Source organism: Faecalibacter bovis (assembly GCF_017948305.1).
Classification (GTDB): Bacteria; Bacteroidota; Bacteroidia; order Flavobacteriales; family Weeksellaceae; genus Empedobacter; species Empedobacter bovis.
In genome coordinates, this window is the sequence record NZ_CP072842.1 from 1,567,501 (window position 1) to 1,592,603 (window position 25,103).

The 25,103-nt window shown below is 32.3% G+C and carries 23 protein-coding genes and 3 rRNA genes (1 of these 26 running past the window's edge); 8 read left to right on the forward strand and 18 right to left on the reverse strand.

What is annotated here, in order from left to right; translation table 11 throughout:
• The 4 genes from J9309_RS07550 to J9309_RS13590 all read left to right on the forward strand — a co-directional run.
• Positions 1–291 (forward strand): 23S ribosomal RNA (locus tag J9309_RS07550) (it extends 2,490 nt beyond the left edge of the window).
• 145 nt (positions 292–436) lie between these two features.
• Positions 437–544, forward strand: a 5S ribosomal RNA gene (gene rrf, locus J9309_RS07555).
• Positions 545–635: 91 nt separating this feature from the next.
• Positions 636–743: ribosomal RNA gene (gene rrf / locus J9309_RS07560) — 5S ribosomal RNA — on the forward strand.
• Between the two features lie 46 nt (positions 744–789).
• On the forward strand, positions 790–1,152 hold the full coding sequence (locus tag J9309_RS13590) for a DUF3667 domain-containing protein (RefSeq protein WP_262897260.1): 363 nt from the start codon (positions 790–792) through the stop codon (positions 1,150–1,152).
• A 212-nt stretch (positions 1,153–1,364) separates the two neighbouring features.
• Here J9309_RS13590 and J9309_RS07570 read toward each other — a convergent pair whose 3' ends face one another.
• A complete protein-coding gene (locus J9309_RS07570) occupies positions 1,365–2,279 on the reverse strand; it encodes a T9SS type A sorting domain-containing protein (protein WP_230475287.1) in 915 nt (304 codons plus the stop codon).
• A 118-nt stretch (positions 2,280–2,397) separates the two neighbouring features.
• On the opposite strand from J9309_RS07570, the gene J9309_RS07575 reads away from it, so the two are divergent.
• Positions 2,398–3,006, forward strand: coding sequence for a hypothetical protein (locus J9309_RS07575; RefSeq protein WP_230475289.1), 609 nt, complete (start codon positions 2,398–2,400; stop codon positions 3,004–3,006).
• 411 nt (positions 3,007–3,417) lie between these two features.
• Here the strand turns inward: J9309_RS07575 and carB are convergent, their stop codons facing one another.
• The 7 genes from carB to J9309_RS07610 form a co-directional block, all read right to left on the reverse strand.
• On the reverse strand, positions 3,418–6,648 hold the full coding sequence (gene carB / locus J9309_RS07580) for a carbamoyl-phosphate synthase (glutamine-hydrolyzing) large subunit (RefSeq protein WP_230475290.1): 3,231 nt from the start codon (positions 6,646–6,648) through the stop codon (positions 3,418–3,420).
• 11 nt (positions 6,649–6,659) lie between these two features.
• Positions 6,660–7,748 (reverse strand): glutamine-hydrolyzing carbamoyl-phosphate synthase small subunit, encoded by a 1,089-nt coding sequence (gene carA / locus J9309_RS07585; protein ID WP_230475291.1) that lies wholly within the window; start codon positions 7,746–7,748, stop codon positions 6,660–6,662.
• Positions 7,741–8,877, reverse strand: a complete 1,137-nt coding sequence (locus J9309_RS07590; RefSeq protein WP_230475292.1) for an aspartate aminotransferase family protein — start codon at positions 8,875–8,877, stop codon at positions 7,741–7,743. Before J9309_RS07590 ends, carA begins: the two co-directional genes overlap by 8 nt.
• A gap of 21 nt (positions 8,878–8,898) precedes the next feature.
• Positions 8,899–9,885 (reverse strand): N-acetyl-gamma-glutamyl-phosphate reductase, encoded by a 987-nt coding sequence (gene argC, locus J9309_RS07595; RefSeq protein ID WP_230475293.1) that lies wholly within the window; start codon positions 9,883–9,885, stop codon positions 8,899–8,901.
• Positions 9,886–9,968: 83 nt separating this feature from the next.
• Complete coding sequence (gene argG, locus J9309_RS07600; RefSeq protein WP_230475295.1) at positions 9,969–11,150, reverse strand: argininosuccinate synthase; 1,182 nt, start codon at positions 11,148–11,150, stop codon at positions 9,969–9,971.
• A gap of 8 nt (positions 11,151–11,158) precedes the next feature.
• Entirely contained in the window at positions 11,159–11,611 is a 453-nt protein-coding gene (locus J9309_RS07605; RefSeq protein WP_230475297.1) for an arginine repressor, read from the reverse strand.
• Positions 11,612–11,681: 70 nt separating this feature from the next.
• On the reverse strand, positions 11,682–12,185 hold the full coding sequence (locus tag J9309_RS07610) for a GNAT family N-acetyltransferase (protein WP_230475298.1): 504 nt from the start codon (positions 12,183–12,185) through the stop codon (positions 11,682–11,684).
• A 329-nt stretch (positions 12,186–12,514) separates the two neighbouring features.
• Between J9309_RS07610 and argB the strand changes: the two genes are divergently transcribed.
• Together argB and J9309_RS07620 are read left to right on the forward strand one after the other, a co-directional pair.
• On the forward strand, positions 12,515–13,282 hold the full coding sequence (gene argB / locus J9309_RS07615; protein ID WP_230475300.1) for an acetylglutamate kinase: 768 nt from the start codon (positions 12,515–12,517) through the stop codon (positions 13,280–13,282).
• Entirely contained in the window at positions 13,276–14,343 is a 1,068-nt protein-coding gene (locus tag J9309_RS07620) for a M20 family metallo-hydrolase (RefSeq protein WP_230475301.1), read from the forward strand. The genes argB and J9309_RS07620 overlap by 7 nt, the downstream gene beginning before the upstream one ends.
• An 89-nt stretch (positions 14,344–14,432) precedes the next feature.
• On the opposite strand, the gene J9309_RS07625 is transcribed toward J9309_RS07620, so the two are convergent.
• The 4 genes from J9309_RS07625 to J9309_RS07640 all read right to left on the reverse strand — a co-directional run bounded on the left by J9309_RS07625 (position 14,433) and on the right by J9309_RS07640 (position 17,452).
• A complete protein-coding gene (locus J9309_RS07625) occupies positions 14,433–15,377 on the reverse strand; it encodes a hypothetical protein (RefSeq protein WP_230475302.1) in 945 nt (314 codons plus the stop codon).
• Positions 15,378–15,409: 32 nt separating this feature from the next.
• A complete protein-coding gene (locus tag J9309_RS07630) occupies positions 15,410–15,949 on the reverse strand; it encodes an ExbD/TolR family protein (protein WP_230475303.1) in 540 nt (179 codons plus the stop codon).
• Positions 15,950–15,967: 18 nt separating this feature from the next.
• A complete protein-coding gene (locus J9309_RS07635; RefSeq protein WP_230475304.1) occupies positions 15,968–16,558 on the reverse strand; it encodes a biopolymer transporter ExbD in 591 nt (196 codons plus the stop codon).
• An 81-nt stretch (positions 16,559–16,639) separates the two neighbouring features.
• Complete coding sequence (locus J9309_RS07640; RefSeq protein ID WP_230475306.1) at positions 16,640–17,452, reverse strand: MotA/TolQ/ExbB proton channel family protein; 813 nt, start codon at positions 17,450–17,452, stop codon at positions 16,640–16,642.
• A gap of 326 nt (positions 17,453–17,778) precedes the next feature.
• On the opposite strand from J9309_RS07640, the gene J9309_RS07645 reads away from it, so the two are divergent.
• Positions 17,779–19,917, forward strand: a complete 2,139-nt coding sequence (locus tag J9309_RS07645) for a type IA DNA topoisomerase (RefSeq protein ID WP_230475308.1) — start codon at positions 17,779–17,781, stop codon at positions 19,915–19,917.
• Here the strand turns inward: J9309_RS07645 and J9309_RS07650 are convergent, their stop codons facing one another.
• From J9309_RS07650 to J9309_RS07675, 6 genes are all read right to left on the reverse strand, one after another.
• Positions 19,918–20,832, reverse strand: coding sequence for a helix-turn-helix transcriptional regulator (locus J9309_RS07650; protein WP_230475309.1), 915 nt, complete (start codon positions 20,830–20,832; stop codon positions 19,918–19,920). It abuts the gene before it with no gap.
• 107 nt (positions 20,833–20,939) lie between these two features.
• Complete coding sequence (locus tag J9309_RS07655) at positions 20,940–21,569, reverse strand: hypothetical protein (RefSeq protein ID WP_230475310.1); 630 nt, start codon at positions 21,567–21,569, stop codon at positions 20,940–20,942.
• Between the two features lie 148 nt (positions 21,570–21,717).
• Positions 21,718–22,431 (reverse strand): hypothetical protein, encoded by a 714-nt coding sequence (locus tag J9309_RS07660; protein WP_230475311.1) that lies wholly within the window; start codon positions 22,429–22,431, stop codon positions 21,718–21,720.
• Positions 22,432–22,497: 66 nt separating this feature from the next.
• On the reverse strand, positions 22,498–23,220 hold the full coding sequence (locus J9309_RS07665; RefSeq protein ID WP_230475312.1) for a tRNA threonylcarbamoyladenosine dehydratase: 723 nt from the start codon (positions 23,218–23,220) through the stop codon (positions 22,498–22,500).
• Positions 23,221–23,240: 20 nt separating this feature from the next.
• A complete protein-coding gene (locus J9309_RS07670) occupies positions 23,241–23,888 on the reverse strand; it encodes a TatD family hydrolase (protein ID WP_230475313.1) in 648 nt (215 codons plus the stop codon).
• Between the two features lie 150 nt (positions 23,889–24,038).
• A complete protein-coding gene (locus J9309_RS07675) occupies positions 24,039–25,076 on the reverse strand; it encodes an asparaginase (protein WP_230475314.1) in 1,038 nt (345 codons plus the stop codon).
• Positions 25,077–25,103 lie beyond the last annotated feature (27 nt).

The window sequence follows — 25,103 nt, forward strand, 5'->3', positions numbered from 1 at the left end:
GTGAGACAGTTCGGTCTCTATCTGTTGTGATCGTTAGAAGTTTGAGCGGACTTGACTCTAGTACGAGAGGACCGTGTTGAACAAACCTCTGGTGTATCAGTTGTGCCGCCAGGTGCACCGCTGAGTAGCTACGTTTGGATGAGATAAGCACTGAAAGCATATAAGTGCGAAACTCGCCGCAAGATTAGACTTCTTTAAAGGGTCGTGGCAGACTACCACGTTGATAGGCTATAGATGTAAAGGCAGTGATGTCATAGTCGAGTAGTACTAATTACCCATAAACTTTTTCAAATATTAATTTAACCGTCATAGAGAAGGTTAGTTAATCTTATTTGAATTGTGTACTGGATTGTATAAACAGTAAACTTGTATTCAAGTATCTAATAATGTTGATAATATATTAGGAATTAAACCTAATTAAAAATATCTAAGAAATTAGGGTGGTTATAGCGAAAGGGCTCACCTCTTCCCATTCCGAACAGAGAAGTTAAGCCTTTCAGCGCCGATGGTACTGCTATTGCGGGAGAGTAGGTCGCCGCCAGTTTTTAAAAAGAATCCTCAATCATTTAGTTGGTTGGGGATTTTTTAAAAATTATCAGGAATGTAAACCTGATTAAAAATTACATATAAAATATTAGGGTGATTATAGCGAAAGGGCTCACCTCTTCCCATTCCGAACAGAGAAGTTAAGCCTTTCAGCGCCGATGGTACTGCTATTGCGGGAGAGTAGGTAGTCGCCAGTCTTTGTCAAAAGTCTTTAGATTAGTTTCTAAAGACTTTTTTTTATTCATGAGTCACGGAAAATTACGAGAAGATTCTTCTTGTCAAAACTGCGGAAATCACGTAGAACATCGTTATTGTTCCTATTGTGGACAAGAGAATACAGAAACCCGTCAGCCTTTTCATTATTTATTTACCCATTTTATCGAAGATTTTGTGCACTATGATGGAAGTTTTTGGTCTACCATTCGTCGTTTGTTTTTTAAACCAGGTATGGTGACTAAAGAGTATTTAAGTGGAAAACGAAATAGTTCTGTTAATCCTGTTAAGCTTTACATTATTTCTCTATTGTTTTATTATCTGTTTTATCAATTTACCTTATTAATGCTCTTTCGCCTTATATCGAGAATAGTTTCATTAGTTCAATATTAAGATTTTTAGCCGTTTTAATAGGATTGTATACCGTTATTAATTTTTTATTAGCACTTCGCAGACGATATCAAGAAAGTTGGTTAAAAACGCTTATAAAAGGTTTTATAATCCTTGGAATTAATTCATTTTTATTTTTCACAATTATATTTATAATCATACTTTATTCCTATTTACATATTTAATAGAAAAGCCACTCCTAGGAGTGGCTTTTTTTATTTTTTAATGAAAGGTATCTTTGTAGTATTATGCTTTGAATGAATAATTAAATAGTATGTTCCTTTATTTAAATGTTGTGTTGAAATCGTGTTGAACTTGTTTTTTCTCGTTAAGATCACTTTTCCTGATGCATCTACAATTTGTAGTTGATCAATGTTGTTATCATTCGATAATAGTAAAGTGTTTCCAACAGGATTTTGAACGATTTTAAAAGTTGTTTCAGTTGTTAGATCGTTTACTTTTAAAACTTCATTGCTACGTTGGTAGAATGTAGTTCCATTATCTGTAGAAAACGCGATCAAATTGATCATCGTTCCATCGATATTATTTTTTGTAGAATGGATCAAATCGCTTTGATCACCGATTTGTTCTAATATATAATAATATCCTGCCCCATACGGTAATCCGAATTTATATTCTATTGTATTAGTATTATATGCTGTTAAAGTATTTGTTTCTAACAGTGTTAATGCACTTGTGTTTACAGTAAAATCATGTTCAAAATTATATAGTATTTTTTCATTTTGATTGAGTGGTAAAACATAGACTTTTTGATTGGAAATATCTTCACGTATATATCCAGCTAAAACTTCATGGTTGTAGTTCGATTCGTTTAGAAATGATAAATAACCATCGTTTTCTTGCGTTTGGTCACAATTCTTGATTCGTTGGAATGTTTGCGCATCTGTAAATTGAAACTGCTTGTATACTTCTCTATATGTTTTTTGATTAATGACTACTTCGTCTCCAAATTTTAATTCGTAGTTAACAGGTTGAATCGTTTCATTTGGCAAACAATATGGACTTGAATGCAAAGCAAATTTCCATACGTGATTGGAATTCACTAATGGTTGATAATTTTGCCCATAAAGTAAGGTTCCTACTAGTAAAAAAAATAGATGGTGTTTCATATAAGTTATTTATATCACTAATATACAGTTAATTAGATGTTTTTAATAATCCTTATATATTTTTTTTAATGAAATATTGTGAATTTTTTAATCTATCTTCATTGATAATTACACATTTATGAAATACATATTTTTTTTACTATTCATATTTTCTAGTTCTGCTTTTGGATGTAGTTGTTCAGGATCTACGATAGAAGATAGTTTTAAAACTTCTGATGCGATTTTTATTGGAAAAGTAATAGCGGTTGATTCTACCAAATATGATTTTTCGTCCAATAAAGTTTTCGCCTATACTTTTGAAATTGAAAAGGATTTTAAGCGTGAATTGCCTAAACAAAATTCAAAGAAATATTATACCACAATTTACACTCCATTAGGAAGTTTCTTTGGTGGATGTGGAATGTCATTCAATTTGAATGAAAGTTATTTAGTCTATGGATACCGAACTTCATTAGGTGTGGATACTGGTATTTGTACAAGAACCGATGTTTTAAATAATGTATCTGAAAATGAACTTAATCAATTGGAAAAATTGAAAAAAGAATTTTTAGCATCTAATGAGATTATATTGCCTCCTTATGTAAATGATGATTTAGAAGTTTTATCGAAAAAGTTTGATTTGTATCAATTAACAGCAGAAAGAAAAGAGAAGTTTTATTGGATTGGTTTAGGTGTTTTAGGAATTCTATTGATGATAAGTTTATTATTTCATTTTAGAAGTAAATAATATGTTCATTTTTTTCTTGATAAAAAAACGAACCAAAAAAATCAAGACTTTAAATCTATTTGACTAAAAATAAATTTCATTACGGAAATGAATTAAATGATTCGCATTCGCTCACTAATTCATTTTAATCCTTCAATCAATTTTTTTTCTTAACATCATAGATTTAGATGTCATTTTAATATAATACTAGAAAATATATTCCGTCTAACTTCTCGATACAATTTTCTTTTGCTATAGCAACGAAAATCACTCGAATTGACGGAGATTGTTAAGCTGAATTCAGTTTAGCTTCTAATCTTACTATTTAGCTCTTTATGTGATGTTGAAACAAGTTCAACATGACGAGAAAATTAAATAAAAAAGCCTCGCAATTGCGAGGCTTTTAATTTATAACTTACGACTTAAAACGTTTTACTTATTACGGTATTCATTCCAAGTTTTGATTTTTAAATCATCCATTGTTAACGTTGTAAATGCATTGATGTAAGCAGCTGCTAAACGTGCATTAGTTACTAATGGAATATTGAAATCTACTGCTGTACGACGGATTTGATAATCATTATCTAACTCAACTTTTGTTAAGTTTTTAGGAATGTTAATTACCATATCAATTTTCTTATCGTGTAAGTAAGACATTACATTTGGTTCTTTCTTATCCGATGGCCAGTACACTAATGTTGAATAAACTCCATTTTCAGTAAAGAATTTGTGAGTTCCTTCAGTCGCGTAAATTTTGTATCCTTTCTCAATTAATTGTTTCGCTGGAGTTAATAAAGCCACTTTCGACTCGATTGGTCCACCAGAGATTAAAACCGTTTTCTCAGGAATTTCATATCCAACTGATAACATTGATTTTAATAAAGCTTCTTCCGCTGTATCTCCAATACATCCAACTTCACCTGTAGATGACATATCAACTGATAAAACTGGGTCAGCGCCAGCTAAACGTGTAAATGAGAACTGAGAGGCTTTTACACCAACGTAATCTAAATCGTAAACGATTTCTGAATGTCCTTTTTCAACTTCTAAACCTAATAAAACTTTAGTCGCTTTTTCGATCATATTGTTTCCAGCCACTTTCGATACGAATGGGAACGAACGAGATGCACGAATATTTGTTTCGATTACACGAACTGTATTGTTTTTCGATAAGAACTGAATGTTCATTGGTCCAGAGATTTCGAAACGTTTTGCAATTTTAGCTGCAACCTTACGCATTTGGCGAATTGTTTCGATATACACTTTTTGAGGTGGATAGTACATTGTCGCATCACCAGAGTGAACTCCAGCAAACTCCACGTGCTCAGATACGGCGTAATCTACAATTTCTCCGTTTTGACAAACTGCATCTAATTCGATTTCTTTTGCTCCTTGTACGAATTCAGAAACTACAACTGGATAGTCTGGAGAAACTTCTTTCGCTAATTTTAAGAAGGCATCTAATTCTTCTTTGTTCGAAACTACGTTCATTGCAGCTCCAGATAACACGTAAGAAGGACGAATTAAAACTGGGAAGTTTACTTCTTCTACGAATTTGTGAATCGCTTCTAAAGAAGATAACTCTTTCCAACGTGGTTGGTCAATTCCTAATTCATCTAAAATTTCAGAGAATTTGTGACGATTTTCAGCATCATCAATACGTAAAGGAGAAGTTCCTAAAATATTGATTTTTTCATCGTACAATTTCATTGCTAAATTGTTCGGAATTTGACCTCCAGTAGAAATAATTGTACCGTCAGGGTTTTCGTATTCTAAGATATCCATTACACGTTCGAAAGATAATTCTTCGAAGTATAAACGATCTGACTCATCATAATCAGTAGAAACAGTTTCTGGATTATAATTGATGATAATTGTTTTATATCCGTTTTTAGACGCTGTTTGCGCTGCATTAACACAACACCAGTCGAATTCAACTGACGAACCGATACGGTATACACCAGAACCTAAGATACAAACTGATTTTTCAGTTTCTGGAGTAATATCATTTTCAGTTCCGTGGTATGTAACGTATAAATAATTTGTTTGTGCTGGGAATTCAGCGGCTAACGTATCAATTTGTTTTACAACAGGTTTAATTCCAAAGTTCTTACGTAATTCACGAACCGTTAATTCGTTACGGTGAACGTTTGTATTTCCTTTTACTAAAACTGCGATTTGTTGATCAGAGAAACCTGCTAATTTTGCTGTTTTTACTAATTCAGCGTCCACTTGTTCAAATCTTTCTAAAGCTTCGAATTCTTTAGAAATGTTGTAAATTCTTTCTAAACGTTGTAAGAACCATAAGTCGATTTTCGTTAAATCGTGAATTTTCTCGATAGAATATCCCGCTTTGAAAGCTTCTGTGATCGCGTATAAACGCTCATCATTTGGTTCAGCTAACCAAGTATCTAACGATTCTCCTTCTGGGATAACAAATGAATTTGCTACGAATCCTCTGTGTCCGATGTCTAACATACGAACCCCTTTCTGAATTGCTTCTTCGAAAGAACGTCCGATTGCCATAACCTCACCAACAGATTTCATCGCAGAACCAATGTTACGACGAACGCCGTAGAATTTGTTTAAGTCCCAACGAGGTAATTTAACTACACAGTAATCTAACGCTGGCTCGAACATCGCAGATGTTGTTTGCGTCACGCTGTTTTTTAATTCGTATAAAGAATATCCTAATGCTAATTTAGCTGCTACGAAAGCTAATGGGTAACCCGTAGCTTTAGACGCTAAGGCAGAAGAACGAGATAAACGAGCGTTTACTTCAATTACACGGTATTCTTCAGAAACTGTATCAAATGCGTATTGAATGTTACACTCTCCAACTACACCAAGGTGGCGAATTGTACGAATAGCAACTTCACGTAATTTGTGGTATTCTGAGTTTGTTAATGTTTGAGATGGAGCGATTACGATAGATTCACCAGTGTGAACACCGATTGGATCGAAGTTTTCCATATTACAAACTGTAATACAGTTATCGTATGCATCACGTACCACTTCGTACTCAATTTCTTTCCATCCTTTTAAAGATTCTTCCACTAAAACTTGAGTAGAGTAGTTGAATGCTTTTTCAACTAATTCTAATAATTCCTCTTCGTTGTTAGCGAAACCTGAACCTAAACCTCCTAAAGCGTAAGCTGCACGGATAATTAATGGGAAACCGATACGTTTACCAGCTGCCATTGCATCTTCTACAGTTTCTACAGCTTCTGAACGAGCTGTTAAAACACCAATTTGGTCTAATTTTTCAATGAAAATATCACGGTCTTCTGTTGCTTCAATTACGGGAATTTGTGTTCCTAAAACTTCAACACCGTATTTTTCAAAGATGTTATCTTTATTTAATTCAACCGCACAGTTTAAAGCTGTTTGTCCTCCAAAGGCAACTAAAACTCCGTCTGGTTTTTCTTTTTTAATTACTTCTTCTACAAAGTAAGGTGTTACAGGTAAGAAGTAAACTTCGTCTGCAATACCTTCAGAAGTTTGAACAGTTGCAATATTTGGATTGATTAAAACTGTTTTAATTCCTTCTTCTTTTAAGGCTTTTAACGCTTGAGAACCAGAGTAATCAAACTCACCAGCTTGACCAATTTTTAATGCTCCTGATCCTAATACTAATACTTTTTTAATATCTTTTTTTAACATCGTGATTCTGATTATGCGTTAGCGCTTTTATATTTTTTTACTTCTTCGATGAATTCATCAAATAAATACTCTGTATCCACTGGACCTCCCATTGCTTCTGGGTGGAATTGAACTGTGAAAATTGGTTTAGACTCGTGACGAATTCCCTCACAAGTTCCATCATTTAAGTTCGTAAAGAATGTTTTGAATCCTTCTGGTAATTTAGAATCATCAACTGCGAAACCGTGGTTTTGAGAAGTGATGAAACATCTTTTTGTACCAACTAATTGTACAGGTTGGTTGTGAGAACGGTGTCCATATTTTAATTTAAATGTAGATGCACCAGCTGCTAAACTTACTAATTGGTTACCTAAACAAATCCCAAAGATAGGTTTATCACCTTTTAAAGATTCTTTGATGTTGTTAATTGTAGGAACACATAAAGCAGGATCTCCAGGTCCATTCGAAATGAATAATCCATCGTACTCTAACGTTGAGTAATCGTAATCCCAAGGCACACGAATTACTTCAACTCCGCGAGTTGTGAAACAACGGATGATGTTATTCTTCACTCCACAGTCGATTAAAACAATTTTTACATCAGCACCTTCGTTGTAACGAATCACTTCTTTACAAGAAACTTGATCCACTAAATTATCTAAATCTGGATTGTAAAATTCTACATCTGTATCTGCAACGATTTTACCTAAAGTAGAACCTTGCTCACGTAATTTCTTCGTGATCATACGCGTATCTACACCGTAAATTCCTGGGATATTTTGGCTTTCTAACCAAGCACCTAATTTTTGAATTGCATTCCAGTGTGAGTAATCATCAGCATAATAAGAAACAACTAATCCAGTTACTTGAATTTTATTTGATTCCATCCAAGTTTCAATTGATTCTATCATTGCTTTATCATCTGGAACACCATAGTTTCCGATCATTGGAGCTGTCATTACCATAATCTGACCTTTGTAAGAAGGGTCAGTCAAACTTTCATTGTATCCAACTAATGCTGTGTTGAATACTACTTCTCCTGCGGCAGAAGTGTAAGCACCGAAAGATTTACCTTCGATCTCTAATCCGTCTTGGAATACTAATTTTACTGTCTTATCCATTGATGATAATGTTAATTTCAGTTTCTAATGCTGATATGAATTTATCTACGTATTGTTTTGTAATAGTAAGTGGTGGTAGTAATCTGATTACGTTTGTACCTGCGTAACCAACAAAAATATTATGTTTAGTTAACAAGTTATTTTTTAGTTCGTTGATAGGGAAATCAAACTCGATTCCGATCATTGATCCACGACCACGAACTTCTTGAATTTTTGGGAATTTATTTAATTGGATACCGATGTATTCACCGATTTCTTTTGCGTTTTCTACTAAGTTTTCTTGCTCGATTACATCTAAAACAGCAACTGCAGCAGCACAAGCTAAGTGGTTTCCTCCGAAAGTAGTTCCTAATAAACCGTAAGACGCTTTAAATTCTGGAGAGATTAATACACCACCGATAGGGAATCCGTTCCCCATACCTTTAGCCATTGTGATTAAATCTGCTTTGATGTTTGAATGTTGGTGTGCAAAGAATTTCCCTGAACGTCCGTATCCTGATTGTACTTCGTCTGCGATTAAAATCACTCCGTTTTCTGTACAAACAGTTCTTAATTCTTGAACAAATTCGTCTGAAGGTAAAATTATTCCTCCAACTCCTTGAATTGGTTCGTAAATTACTGCAGCTACATCTCCACCAGCGATGATTTCTTTAATTGCATCGATGTTGTAATCAACAAAAGAAACTTTATGGTGAGCGTTGAAAGGTGCAACAATTTTTGGGTTATCCGTTAAAGCAACTGTTCCTGATGTACGTCCGTGGAAAGCTCCGTTGAAAGCAATGATACGATCTTTTCCTGTGTGGAAAGATGCTAATTTCGCTGCATTCTCGTTAGCTTCAGCACCAGAGTTACATAAGAATAATGTATAGTCATCATATCCTGATAATTTCCCTAATTTCTCTGCTAATTCTGTTTGAATTGGAATTTGAACAGAGTTAGAGTAAAATCCGATATTATTGATTTGTTCTGTAATTTTTTGCACATAGTGTGGGTGTGCATGCCCGATAGAGATCACAGCGTGACCACCGTATAAGTCTAAATATTCTTTACCGTTTTCGTCCCAAAGAATACAATCTTTAGCTTTAACCGGAGTTACGTTCATTAATGGATATACGTCGAATAATTTCATTTTTGTTTTTGTTTTATGTGCTTAAAAAGCAACAGTCTTTAAATTCAATCCAAGATTCTCTTCCCATCCGAAGATGATGTTCATATTTTGAACCGCTTGACCAGAAGCACCTTTTGTTAAGTTATCGATGATCGAAGTGATTAATAAAACGTCGTCTTGTTTTTGGATGTGTAATAAACACTTGTTTGTATTTACCACTTGTTTTAATGCGATAGGCGCATCTGAAACAAATGTGTATGGCTCGTCTTTGTAATATTCTTTATACAATTGAATTGCCTCTTCCTCTGATAAATCAGATTTTAAATAAACACCGGCTAAAATTCCACGAGCAAAATCACCTCGCATTGGTAAGAAATAAACTTTATTATCAAAACTAGGTTCTAATAATTTTAACGTTTGGTAAATTTCACCTTCGTGTTGATGCGTAAATTCTTTGTAGAAAGACACATTGTTGTTTCTCCAGCTGAAATGAGTAGAAGGAGATAATGATTGTCCTGCACCAGTAGAACCTGTTACGGCATTGATGTGGATATCAGAATGAATTGCTTTACTTGCTGCTAGAGGTAATACTGCTAATTGTATTGCTGTTGCAAAACAACCAGGATTTGCAATATTTTTTGCTTCTAAGATTGCAGCACGATTAAATTCTGGTAATCCGTAAACAAACTCTCTTTCTTCAAATTTTTTATCAGCATCTAAACGGAAATCATTGCTTAAGTCGATAACAACAGTATGTTCTGCATATTTATTATTTGCTAAAAATTCTGCTGATTTACCGTGACCAAGACATAAAAAAACGACATCAGCATTTTCGTCGATTTGATCTGAAAATACGATATCGGTTTCACCGTATAAATCGTCATGAACTTGAGAAACAGAATTTCCTGCATTTGAAGTACTGTAAACAGAAGAGATATTTACATTCGGATGATGAATCAGAATGCGAAGTAGTTCTCCTGCTGTGTAACCAGCTCCACCTACAATGCTAACGTTAATTTTGTGTGTCATTTTGTATTTTGTTGCGCGTGTTTATTGTAATCTATATTGAAATAAAGTGGATCCAAGTCAATGAACCCACTTTAACGAATCAATTAATCGAAACTATGAACAATCTTTAATTGATTACCAAATATTTTGATAAATCCTCTTGCATCTCTCGAATCCCAAGCGTCATTCTCTTCACCATATACAGCAACTTTAGACTGCATCATATCGTAAGGAGACTCGATACCGATCATTGAGAAGTGGTAAGGGTTTAATTGTAATTTAACTTTACCCGTTACTCTTTCTTGTGAAGATTCTAAGAAAGCTTCAATGTCACGCATCACAGGATCTAAGTACTGTGCTTCGTGTAATAAAGTTCCGTACCAGTTAGATAACGAATCTTTGTGTAATAATTGCCATCTTGTTAACGTGTGTTTCTCTAACAAGTGGTGTGCTTTAATTAAGATGTAAGCTGCAGGCGCTTCGAAACCAACACGTCCTTTGATACCTAAAATTGTATCGCCTACGTGGATGTCACGACCGATTGCATATTCACCTCCGATTACGTTTAATTTTTGAATTAAAGCAACTGGAGACATTTTTTCACCATCTAAAGCAACTGGAATACCTTTCTCGAATTCCACTTCGATAACAGATGGTTCTGTTCTTGATAATTGTGTTGGATAAGCTTCTTCTGGTAAAGCTTCGTTAGAAGTTAATGTTTCAACACCTCCAACTGAAGTTCCCCAAATACCTACATTTACAGAGTATTTTGCTTTTTCCCAACTATAGTTTACTCCTTTAGAGATTAAGTAATCTACTTCTTGTTGACGAGATAATTTTTCGTCACGAATAGGAGTGATAATTTTTGAGTTTGGAGAGATTACTGCGAAAGCAACGTCAAAACGGATTTGATCGTTTCCTGCACCAGTAGATCCGTGTACAATGTATTCTGCATCTACATCTTTTGCATACTGAGCAATAGCAATTGATTGGAACATACGTTCAGCACTTACAGATAATGGGTAAGTGTTATTTTTTAAGATGTTTCCGTAGATTAAATAACGAACACAGTCATTGTAGTATTTGTCTGTAATATTGATTGTTACGTGTTTAGAAGAACCTAACTCGTATGCACGAGCTTCAATTTCTTTTAACTCTTCATCAGAAAATCCACCAGTATTTACAATTACTGTGTGTACTTCCATACCTTGGTCTTTTGTTAAGTTAACTAAACAGTAAGATGTATCTAAACCACCACTGTAAGCTAAAACTGCTTTGTTGCTCATTTTGTTTGTTATTTGTTTATATTGGGAACTATTGTTCTTAATTCATTAGTTACTTCTTCTCTTGTGCTTGTTTCTTTCATGATGATAAGTAACGTATCATCACCAGCAATTGTTCCGATTATACTTTTAAAAGAAGCATTATCAATTTCGAATGCTAAACTTGTTGCATAACCTGGTTTAGTTTTAATCACAGCTAAATTTTGTGAAAATGTAAGTGTAATATGATTACTATGCGTAATAGTTTGATGAGTAGGCTCTGCTTCAGTTAATCTATAAATATAATTTCCGTTATGATTAGGAAATTTAGAAACTTTTAATTCGCGTAAATCCCTCGATAAAGTTGCTTGAGTCACTACAATTTCTAAGTCCATAAGTTTTTTCAATAACTCGTCTTGGCTACTAATTTCTTCTGCTACGATTAAATCCTTAATGACTTGAAATCTGTATTTTTTATTGCTCATTTTGAATATTTATTCGAATATTTGTGCAAATATACTCATTTTAGGCAAAAAAAAACCTTATAACGAATATTTATTCATTATCGCTGTTATCATTTTTTTGTTTTCTAGCTTCTTTTGCATAATCATCATCTAAATTGTCATACACTAATCCTGTACAAATACATCTTTCACGGTCATTGTCCATTAAGATGTGGTAATTTTTACAACTTTTACAACCATTCCAAAACTCATCTGACTGAGTCAATTCTGAAAAAGTTACTGGTTTGTAACCCAGTTTGGTGTTCATTCTCATCACTGCAAGTGATGTTGTAATACTAAAAACTTTAGAATTAGGAAATTTGGTTCTAGATAATTTAAACACGGCTTGTTTAATTTCTTTACCAATTCCCGAACTCCTTAAATCCGTACGTACAATTAAACCCGAGTTTACTACGAATTTTTCTTCTTCGTAGGTTTCGATGTAACTAAATCCTGCTACTTGATCATCGTCATCAAAAGCAATCACCGCATTCCCGTTTCGCATTTTGCGTTCCAGGTAAACCGGATTTCTTTTCGCGATACCAGTCTTTCTCATACGAGCGGACTCTTCGTACCATTCGCATAAAAGCTCTGAATACTTGGCATCGTCTGCATTTGCTATTCTTACATACATAATTTAGGAGAGTTGATTAAGAAAATAGAGGTTAAAAAAAAGGATGACCAATAGCCATCATTACCATTAAAGTCTCCAAAAGTGTTAGAAACTTTTATTTTAAAAGATTTTTTCTCAGAGAAGAGAAGAATGTTCTTAGAAATTTCTTCCATTAATCAACAAGATATTCAGTTATTATACTGAAGTGCAAAGTTAAATACTTTATTTTTGTAACACCAAAAAAACACAATAAATTTTACAGAATTATTAACATGCTTAAAATAATTAAGATAGGAGGTGGGATTATTGATAATCCAAATGAATTAACGCAGTTTTTAAAGGCGTTTTCAGAGATTGAAGGTCCTAAAGTATTAGTACATGGAGGTGGAAAAGGAGCATCTAAAATGTTACAACAGTTAGGAATTGAGCCAAAAATGGTTGACGGACGTCGTATTACCGATCAACCAACGTTAGATGTTGTGACTGGATTATATGCGGGGAATCTGAATAAATCTATTGTTGCCAATTTACAAGAATTTGGAACTAATGCAGTGGGTTTATCTGGTGCTGATGGAAATGTAATTAAAGGAAGTAAGCGTCCTGTCAAAACAATTGATTATGGATTTGTGGGTGATATCAGTTTAGATGGTATTAATGTAGATTTTTTGCAGCTGTTAATTGATAATGGTTTTACACCTGTTTTATGTGCAATTACTCACGATGGAAATTCTCAATTATTAAATACCAATGCAGATACAATTGCTTCTACAGTTGCAGAAGCTTTAGCAGTCAAAAATGAAGTTCAATTAAATTTTTGTTTTGATAAAATTGGCGTTTTGCGTGATGTTAATGATGATTCAACATTAATTCCAGTTATCAACAAAGAATTATACCAAGAGTTGAAATCAGAGGGAGTAATTTTTGAGGGAATGATTCCTAAATTGGATAATGCTTTCCGTGTTATTGAAAATGGAGTGAAAGAGGTAACACTTGTTCATGCAAATAATATTAATGGAGAAATAAAAACTATTTTATGTTAGAATTAAGTGTTTTAAAACAAAAAGCTGTTGATTTATTGTGCAAGTTAATTGAAACACAATCTTTCTCAAGTGAAGAACATGAAACCGCTGAAATCATTTTCAATTTCTTAAAAGAAAATGGAGCTGAACCACAGCGTCAAGATAATAATGTATATGCTATTCATCCAGGATTTGATGATTCTAAGAAAACTATTTTATTAAACTCGCATCACGATACAGTAAAGTTTGGTTCTTCATGGACTTATAATCCTTTAAAAGCAACAATCGAAGGCGATCGTTTAACAGGTTTAGGAAGTAATGATGCTGGCGCATCTGCAGTTAGTTTATTAGCGACTTTTATTAATTATTTAAATGAAGATTTACCTTTCAATTTAATTGTAGCAATTACAGCTGAAGAGGAAAGTTCAGGGAAATTAAATGTTGGAAGCTTATTACCGAATTTACCTAAAATTGATTTAGGAATTGTGGGCGAACCTACAAAAATGGATATGGCTATAGCAGAACGTGGTTTAATTGTTTTTGATGTTATTGCAAAGGGTAAAACTGGTCATGCGGCTAGGGAAGAAGGTGTAAATGCAATTTATGAAGCTTTAGATGTTATTAATTGGTTTAAAACTTATCAATTCGAGAAAGTTTCAGATATGTTAGGTCCAGTGAAAACAACTGTAACACAAATTAACGCAGGAAAACAACATAATGTAGTTCCAGATGAATGTACAATGGTTGTTGATTGTCGTGTGAACGAAATGTACACGAATGAAGAAGTTGCAGATATAATTAAAGCTGCTTTACCAAACGCTGAAGTAAAACCGAGATCATTGCGATTAAATTCATCTCGAATTTCAATTAATCATCCAATTGTACAAAAAGGTATTTCTTTAGGTTGTACAACTTATGGATCTCCAACAATGTCTGATCAAACAATGATGGCTTTTGATACAATTAAAATTGGTCCTGGAGATTCTGCTCGTTCTCATACACCAGATGAATACATTTTAATTTCGGAAATAGAACATGGAATTGATCGATACATTAAGTTGTTGAAAGATTTTAATTTCTAAATCATATATTTAAAAAAGGCGAATCGTATGATTCGCCTTTTATTATAAACAAAAAATGGATATCGTAATGATATCCATTTTTTATATGATTACATCTGTTGGAAACGAACAGGGATATTAAAGTTTAAGATCGCTGGTCTACCATCATCTGATTCTGCAGGTTTAATTGTTTTACCTCTTCTTTGTTGTTTTGCTGTAATACGCTCTAAAGCTTTTTTTGCTTCAGGACCTAATTTCGCATCTCCTTGAGGAGAGATTTTTACAATGTGTCCTTGAGTGTTAATTTGGAAGTTTAATTTAGCAACTGCACTAGTGATACCATCACGTTCTGCAATTTCAGCGAAATCTGCTAACTCATCTCCAATATCAGCATTTAAACGCTTAGACATACAATCAATTGCTTGTTGTTTACCTTTAGCAGCATCCTTTTCACATCCTGGGTAAACTGCCATTACAGTTGCTGAACGAGCAGTTACTGTAGCTGGAGCAGCTGGTTTTGTACCAGTACTAGGATTTTCAGTTCTAGGAGTTTCTTTAGGAGCTTCCTTGTTAGTATTAACTTCGTTAGCACCTCCAGTTTGAGTTGTAGATTTAGGACCTTCTCGGTCTACTAAACCTAAATCTTTATCTTCCATTGCTTTAACCTCTGGAACAGTTTCTTCCCTTTTAGGTTCAGCCTTAGGTTCCGGCATAATAACTTTTACCTGTGCTGTTTCTTCTTGGTATCTTTGTTCTGGTTCCGGCTCTGGTTCTGGTTCCGGTTCTACTTCTTCTGGTTCTTCAACTTCTGGGATATCAATTTGAGATAAATCTACTTCAACAGAAATATCTTCATTATTTTTACCACCTCCTAAATCAGAAACAGAGAATAGAATTCCACCAACCATCAATAAAACGATAAGACCACCACGTAAAAGAGCACGTAATAAAGTATTCTTCTCAGACATACGTAAATCGTACGCACCGTAAGCTTTATTTCTGTTCTCGAATACGATCTCGTCTAAAGATTTTATATTCTTATTGTTATCTGACATTTTAAAATTTATTTTTGATTAATCAATCTACGTTATTTACCTACTTTCTCATCAAGTATTACTTGTTCCCAAGGAGCTACCTCAACGATTCCGTATTTAGTAGATTTCGTAATTTCCATTTCATCTAAAACGTCAACTAAGTTTTTATAACTTGCTCCGTCCGTTGGTTTAATGATAACAGTAAACATGTCTTTTTTAGGTGCTCTCGCATACGCATCAGTAATTACTTTACGAACACCTTCAGCAGAATAGTCTGTTTCATTTAAAGTTGTTGTTGATAAACTTTTTTGGTCAGATTGATGCCAAAATAACTTATTTTCATCATTTAATACAATAGATAATGAATTTCTTAAGTCAATTTCAGGAATCTCATTTGGTTTCGGCTTATCAATTATTGGAGGCATATTTAAGTTCATCACATTCGGTTTAATTTGCGTAGCAGCAAACATGAAGAAAGTAATTAATAAGAAACCTAAATCTACCAAAGGAGCCATATCAACTTTCGTTGACTGCTTTTTGGAACGGACTTTTTTTCCGTCGCCACTATCGGCTGATGTATCTATTTGTGACATTCTTTAATTTCTTTATAATTATTCTTGCGATGTGATTAACTGAAACTTATTCATGTTTTTTAATTGCAATTGTTTGATTAACGTCTTGAATTGTTTGTATTCAGATGTTTCATCTCCTTTAATTGCTAAGAATAAATCAGGATTAGTTTCTTGCGCTTCAAAAATCCAATCAACAACCTCGATTTTTGCTCCACCGATTGTATCTAATGGAATACCTGGGTTATATGTTGCTTGTTTGTCCGCTGGAAGATTTAAGAATTGTCTCATCTCTGCCATTGGAACTCCAAATTCTGGTAAACTTTTGAAAGCTTTCTTTTCAGCGTCTGTGAACTTAACACCGTATTTATCACCCATTCTTTCAAGAGCAGGAATTCTATCGTCTTCCTCAAAAGACATCATGAAATTTCCTTTTCCATCAATTTTAGCGATCATCATGTTTTCTTCCGCCATTTTCTCGTTAGATACAGAAGTAGGAGTAACAACTGCTACAGTTTCTGGATCACGGAAGTTAGATGTTAAGATAAAGAAAGATAACAAAAGCCAAGCCATGTCAGACATAGCTGTTAAGTCCATATCCGGACCTCTTCTTTTCGGTTTTACTCTTGCCATTTTCCTCTGTTTTATTTATTAATATTCTTGTTTAATTTAACTAAATCTCAAAGTGTAAACTTTGTTTCGATTTGTTGAATATTAATTGTGAGCAGAGAAAGATTGTTGAATACTCATTCCAACTTCGTCAATTTTGAATGTTAATTCGTCAATTTTAGAAGTAAAGTAAGCGTAAGCGATGATCGCAAATGCAGATGCACCAATACCCATACCTGTATTAATTAAGGCTTCCGCGATACCTACAGATAATGTAGCTGAATCAACAGATCCTCCACCTTCTCCTAATGCGAAGAAAGATTTAATCATACCTAATACTGTTCCCATTAAGGCAATTAATGTACCTACAGAAGCAATAGTAGAAATAATTGTCATATTTTTCTCTAAAGTTGGCATTTCTAAAGTTGTAGCCTCTTCTAAAGTTTTAGATAATTGCGCTAATTTTTGCTCTTTGTTTAAAGTTGTATCGTTTTCTAAAGCTTTGTAAGTTGTTAAACCTTCTTTTACTACGTTACCGATAGAACCTTTTTGTTTGTCACATAATTCAATAGCTTTATTTAATTCATTTTTGTTTAATAAAGCACGAATGTCGTTAACAAATTTGTCTGCACTTCCTGTTCCTTTAGCTTTTCCTAAAGCAATTGCACGGTCAATTGAGAAAACAATTACCATAAAGAAGAAAGACATTAAGAATGGGATAATTACCCCTCCTTTATAAATAATCCCTAACATGTTTAATGGGTGACCTTTAGCAGTGTCTCCACCTTCGAAGTTTCCTTCAGCTCCAAAAATACCGTAGAAAATAGCCATAGCTGCTAAAATTAATACGATCATAGTAATCACAGGATTTATACCTCCTTTTTTACCTTTAGCTGGTACTGATACATTCTTTTCCATTTACTAATTCTTTTAAATATTATGATTTTTATTAATGTGGGTGTAAATTAAGTGAAAATTTTTTAAAACGTCAATATTTTTTATTCACTTATCACGTTAAATTTATAATAAATTTGATTTTGCATTTATTTATTATCAGATTGTTAATATACCTGTTTAATAACTGATTGAAGTGTAATTTATGTTAAATTATTGATGTTTAGTTATATAATAAACTAATTTAATGCTTTTTTCTATATGTTGCATTTTTAAAATGTTAGTTTTTAAAAAATATTTTATAATTAAATATTTTATCAAGATTTTTGTACTTCTTTAAATTTAATCCCATGAAAGTTTGTATTGCAGAGAAACCAAGCGTTGCTAAAGACATCGCTAAAGTAATAGGTGCTCATCAAAAAAAAGATGGTTACTATGAAGGTAACGGGTATCAAGTAACATGGACTTTTGGACATTTATGTACTTTAAAAGAACCTCAGGATTATGCACCAGAGTGGAAAAGTTGGGATTTAAATTATTTACCCATGATTCCACCTTCATTCGGAATTAAAGTTATTGATAATGCTGGAGTTAAAAAACAATTCAAGATCATTCAGAATTTAGTAACAAATACTGAAGTGGAAGAAGTTATTAACTGTGGCGATGCTGGACAAGAAGGAGAATTAATACAACGTTGGGTTTTATTAAAAGCTAAAAGTAAAGCACCATTGCGCCGATTGTGGATTTCGTCTTTAACAGAAGAAGCTATTAAAGAAGGTTTTGCCAATCTAAGATTAGGTTCGCAATATGAAAACCTTTTTGCTGCAGGGCAAGCACGCGCTATTGGTGATTGGTTATTAGGGATGAACGCTACACGTTTGTTTACTAAAAAATTTGCACCACCAAAAACTGTTTTGTCTATTGGTCGTGTACAAACCCCAACTTTAGCGATGATTGTAAAGCGTCAAAAAGAAATTGATGCATTTAATTCAGAAGAATATTGGGAATTAAAAACGATTTATAAAACGGTAGAATTTACGGCTGATATTCCACGATTAAAATCAGAGGATAAAGCAAAAAATGGCTTAGCTTTTATAAATAATAGAGAATTTGAGATTATCAACTTCGAAGTTAAAGAAGGAAAAGAAAAAAATCCACGCTTATTTGATTTAACTTCTTTACAAGTAGAAGCTAATAAAAAATATGCTTATTCTGCAGAGAATACATTAAAGTATATACAAAGTTTATACGAAAAAAAGTTTGTTACCTATCCTCGTGTAGATACAACGTATTTATCAGAAGATATTTACCCTAAAGTTTCAGGTATTTTACAGAAATTAGTTGCTTATCAACCTTTGGTAGAACCTTTGTTACAAAAGCCTATAGCAAAATCTAAAGCTGTTTTTGATGATACAAAAGTAACCGATCACCACGCAATTATTCCGACAGAAATTTTTCCACAAGGATTAAATTTAGATGAAAAGCGTATTTATGATTTGGTTGCTCGTCGTTTTATTGCTGTGTTTTATCCAGAATGTAAAGTTGCCAATACAAATGTTGAAGGTAAAGTAGAAAATACGGGAAAAGATGGCGATTTAACTTCAATCAACTTTAAAGCATCAGGAAAACAAATTCTTGAAATGGGTTGGAGAGAAGTTTATGTGAAAGATAAACAGGAAGATAAAAAAGATGACGAGGAGAAGATCATGCCAATTTTTAATATTGGTGAAAAAGGTCCTCACGAACCGTTTATACATAAAGGAAAAACAACGCCACCAAAATTTTATTCAGAAGCAACCTTGTTACGAGCTATGGAAACTGCTGGCCGACAAGTTGATGATGAAGAAATGCGAGAGTTGATGAAAGACAACGGAATTGGTCGACCTTCTACGCGTGCCAATATTATTGAAACGTTATTTAAACGTAAGTACATCGAAAAGAAAAAACGTAATATAATTGCGACACAAACGGGTATTGATTTGATTGATACAATTCAGGATGAATTATTAAAGTCACCTGAATTAACTGGAGTTTGGGAACGTAAACTTCGTTTGATGGAAAAAGGTGAATACGAATTAGAAACTTTTAAACAAGAACTAATTTCAATGGTAACCGAATTGACAAATTCTGTTAAGAAAAGTTATTTTCGTCCAATCGCTTCTCATACAACGAAAAATGTAGAGGAAAAACAATCTAAGCCTAAAAAGGAAAAAGAGAAAATTTTGATTGAAGATTCTACTTGTCCGAAATGTAAGGAGCACAAAATTGTGAAAGGTAAAACTGCCTATGGTTGTGCAAACTTTAAGGCATGTGGTTTTATGATTCCGTTTGAAATTGGTGGAAAAAAATTAACAGATAACCAAATTCATCAATTATTAACGAAACAAAAAACAGTAAAAATAAAAGGTTTTGTAGATGTAAATACCAACGAAAAATTTGATGCAAAGTTGGTTTTAGATCCTATGTATAAATTAGATTTTGAACGATAATTAATTATAATAATCATTCATAACTGAAAGATGTTCCTTGATACGATCTTTTAAAATCTGAGGTTCTATTACTTTTACAAACTTACCCATAGATAATATTTCGCTGATAAAATCGGTTGTGATGTACACTTTTAGTCCAAACACCATTTTATCAGCAGATTTTTTTAAAACCTTTTGAGAACTGTGTAATGGCAAAGTCTCAAGATAAGCACTTTGTCTTAAATCTACTTCTAATTCAACATCAAAAGGTTCTTCTGTATTAGGTGCGATAATTCCAAAGCAATGTTGGTATTTTTCATCATAATCAAAATTGATTTTCTTCCCAATTTTTTCATTTGAAATCAAAACTTTCGACATTCTTTCAATTCCAAAATTTTTAATTAAATCGTTTTCTTCAGCAATCAAATACCAACGGTTATTGAATTCTTTAATTGCGATTGGATTTAATTTGCGTGAAGTTTCTTCAGTTTCTCCGAATTTTAAATAATTGAATTCTAATTTTCGTTTTTTCTGAATGGCTTGAATAATATCGGGTAAATATTCGGCACGTTTTGGTTGTCGTTTCTCTAAATAAACAACATTGTCTAAAGAATTAGTTAGTTTTAAAGCTGAAAAACTATTTATTTCTTCAATAGTTTTCAGGAATAAATCAGAAGAATAATCATCTTGTTCTATATGATAACCTTTGTTTGATCTGCTATAAACAATATCAATTCCTAAGATTGTCCTAATTTCTCGGATATCTCGTTGCAACGTTCTTTTAGAAAAATTAAACTCTAAAGTATCATCGTAAACTTTCATCATTTCGAACTGATCTTCTAAAAAAGATTCTAATTCCTCGAAAGAACAATACTTTTGTTGAGATAATTTTCTAACAATATTAAAGTAACGAGCGATATATCCTTGTTTTGACATTGATTTTTGCTTTAGAAACAAATTTAAATAATTTAAAGTAATAAAAAAGTAGTACTCGTATTTTGAGTACTACTTCCTAGTAAATTAAAAGAATTTTAAAAATCACATTATTCTATTTTTATATCACTTTGGATACTATCGTTTTTGATAATTTCGTTTGGATCTTCATTTTCTGATTTTACATTTTTAATAAAATCAGTAAGTGTAGATACAATTTCTGAATTTGAAGGTTGATCGTTTAAAGTCTCCACACTTAAAAATATCGCTGGTGTAGCATTGTCTTGGATATATTTTGACTCAGCCTGAAAAACACCTTCGTTTTTAATAACTTTTTCATCAAAAGAATTTGTTAAATCACGAGCTGTGCTTAAAGATTCATCAAAATGTTTATTTCCTTTAAAAACAACTGCGGTTACTGCGTTATTTCCTTTTTCAGAATTTTTAAAATTTAGAGTTAATACAACATCAGGTTGAATACTATCTAATAATACTTGTTTTTTTGTATCATCTAAACCATTTGCAATTTCTTTCCAATCCAAAATTTTAATATCATCCGCTTGATTTATTGTATCAAGTGATTGTTTGAAGGTTGAAGTTAAATTTTGATTGTTTGTAGTTTCGATGTTATCAACAATATCTACAATAACAATTTTTGGATCTTTATCATCTATGGTAGTAAATGAGAATGAAATAATACCTGCAAAGGCAAATGCTGTGTTTTTAATTAATGTTTTCATCTGTTTTCTTTTTTTAGTTTGTACAGTTAAATAAAAACATTAATTATTCCGTTAAATCTTAATTAATAACAAAAAATGTTATAATTATCTAAAAAAGAAAAGCACGCTAAATAGCGTGCTTGGTATATTTTAAATGAAGATGTAAATCTTATTTTACGATTGAATTAAAGTAATCTGAAACTTTTTCTTGTCCCGCTTCGTCAATATTTGAATGTAAAGCGTCGTAAATAACTTCCAATTCATCTTCCGTAAATAACTTTAAAATTGGAGTTGAAAGTTCCAAGAATTTTTCGATCGGTTCTAATGCACGAGAGCGTAGAAATTTTTCGTCAGTGTTTTTAACTTTGATGTAAATTTCTTTTAATAAATGAAACTGCTCTTTTGCTAACTCAAATTCTTCAACAGTAATTAATGTAATCATGTAATGAAGAATTAATTGTACAGAAGGCATATTTTTTTGCGTTCCGTGGTGCGTATATTTTTCTAGAGCAACCTCAAAAAGAGCTTTACTACGTTCGAAATTTTTATTTAAAGCTGATGAAATAACAGCGTTAAAATAATCATCAGAATTTGTAGAATTTTGAGTTAAATCATAAAAAGCTTCATCTGCATTCGCATGATCTTGTTTGCTGTAATAAGATAAAGCAATTAATTTTTTTGCGTCGTATAATTGTTTAGGATCTTTAGAATCTAATAATCCTTGACAAATACTAATACACATATCGAATGCTCCTTGACTAAACAAATCACGTGCTGAATTTAAAATAGAATTCGTAGCGTGTTTTTCGTATGCTCTTTCATACATCTCACGACGAGCGCGTAAGACATCATTGTACGTGATATAATCGTAGTTGATATTCATTTCTTAATGTGTTATGATTTTTTTTTAAGGTCTCTAAAATAATAAAACCATTGTAAAATACAGATATTACTTGTTCTTTTTTATTAAATGTTTGATTACAGTTTCTGCAGCATGTAAACCAAATAAAGCAGGCATCCAGCTGTTAGTACCATAAAAAGATTTTTTAAAGTTTGTTCCGTCAGTTAATTTTACAGAACTTTCATCAGGAACTTCAGTAGAAAAAACTGCTTTTACACCTTTTGATATTCCAGCTTTTTTTAATCTTTTACGAACATTCTTAGCTAATGGACAAACATCAGTTTTACTAATATCTTTTACTTGTACTTTACTTGCTAAAAATTTTCCACCTGCACCCATGTTACTCACAACTTTAATCTTTTTGCGTTTCGCAGCAATAATTAAATTTAATTTAGGTGTAACAGAATCAATACAATCCATCACATAATCAAAATCTTCTGTTACGATTTCGTGTGTACGTTCAGGCGACAAAAATTCGTTGATACGTGTAAGTTCTAATTCAGGATTAATATCCATTAAACGATCACCAACAACATCAACTTTATTCATTCCAACGGTAGAATGTAATGCAGGTAATTGTCGGTTAATATTTGTAATATCAACAGTATCACCATCTACAATAGTCATTTTACCAACACCAGCACGAGCGATAAATTCTGCTGCAAAAGATCCAACACCTCCTAAACCTACAACTAATACGTTAGAATTTTTAAGGTTTTTTAAACCTTCTTCTTTAAATAATAACTCAGCTCTTTCTTGCCAAATTGCCATATGATTAATTTATTTTTTTACTATTTATTGAAAATTCGTTTGAAATTTTCCTGAATAATATTTTCAATATTATCTACAGAAGTATTTCTAATTTCAGCAGCTTTCGAGTAGATTTCTTCAATAGAAATTTGACTATCATCATTTTCTAAAAAGAAATTTTCATCCGAAAGGTTTGCAAATATAGTTTGTAAGTTTGGGTTTTGAAGCAAATTTTTTCCAAATGAAAGTAAACAATTATTACTTATAATTTGTTGTGCTAAATGTTCGTTTTTATTAAATCCATGGAAAATAAAAGGAATACTAAGTTTTAGTTCTTTTCGTATAGATAATATTTCTTGATAAGCACGCACACAGTGTATTATAACAGGGATTTGATGTAGTTCTGCAATTTTAAGTTGTGCTTTAAAAACACTGATTTGTAAATCAAAATTAATAGGTGTGATTTTATCTAAACCAATTTCTCCAATTGCTAAACATTTTTCGTTTGATAGATGTTTTTCTATTGTTAATAAATCTCTCTCAATATTTGATTCATTAATAAGTATAGGATGAATTCCGATGGAATAATACGCTTCGTTTGCAACAAAATTCCAAGGATATTGATTGTAGATGTCCCTAACGATTAATGGATTTTGGGAAATGTGATGTGTGTGTGCGTTAATTAGCATAAACCAAATTTAAGATTTTTTGAACGAAATGAGTAGAAGTATAAACGTTTTTAGCGATTGGAATTTTACTAAAAATATCACGAATCTTATTTGATTGAATGATATAAATTGAAATAAAAAGAGCTTATCATTTTGATAAGCTCTTTTTATTTAATTATAAAAGTGATGTCTTAATTCACCTTTTAAATTTGCTTCGTATTGTGTTCTGAACTCTTCTTTTGATAAATTTTGTCCAAGTAAATAAATTGCTTTTGTAATTGCTGCTTCCATTGTTAAGTCGAAACTAGAAATCGCACCCATTTCTAATAATGCATCACTTGTCGCATAACGGCCAATTTCTACCATTCCGCCAGAACATTGTGTGTTAATAATTAAATGAATTCCACTATCAACTTTTTCTTTTAATAAATCTATAAACCATTGATCTGTAAAAATATTTCCTGTTCCGAAGGCCTCAATAATAAAAGCTTTTGTACACGGTGCGTTTAAAACACTTTCGATAAAACAACGATTCATTCCTGGGAATATTTTTAAAACACCAACATCAGCACAAAGATTTTTATTGAAGGATAATTTACCTGAAACTTTTTTATCTAAAAGTAAATTCTCTTTAATTTCTAAATGCACACCAGAAACTCCAATAATCGGATAATTCGGAGATTCGAAAGCATCAAAGTTTTCAGCATTAATTTTAGTAGCGCGATTGGCTCTAAACAATTTATATTCAAAGTAAATACAGACTTCCTGTACAATTGGTTTTCCGTTTTTCTGAATTGCAGCTAATTGAATTGATGTAATCAAATTTTCTTTCGCATCCGTTCGTAAATCACCTATTGGAAGTTGTGAACCAGTGAAAATGATAGGTTTTTCTAAATTTTCAACCATAAAACTTAACGCAGATGCTGTATAAGCCATTGTATCGGTTCCATGTAAAACCACAAAACCATCATATTCTTCATATTTATCCTCAATTGTATTAGCAATTTCTATCCAATATTCAGGTTTCATATCAGAAGAATCAATCGGAGTTTCAAAACTATGGTATTCGATTTTACAATCGATTAAAGACAATTCAGGAATCTGTTTTAATAAATTATCAAAATTGAATGGTTTTAATGATTGATCACCATAATCCTTTGCCATTCCAATAGTTCCACCCGTATATACTAATAAAATTTTTGTTTGCATGTAGTTTATAAATATGTATAAAAGTAA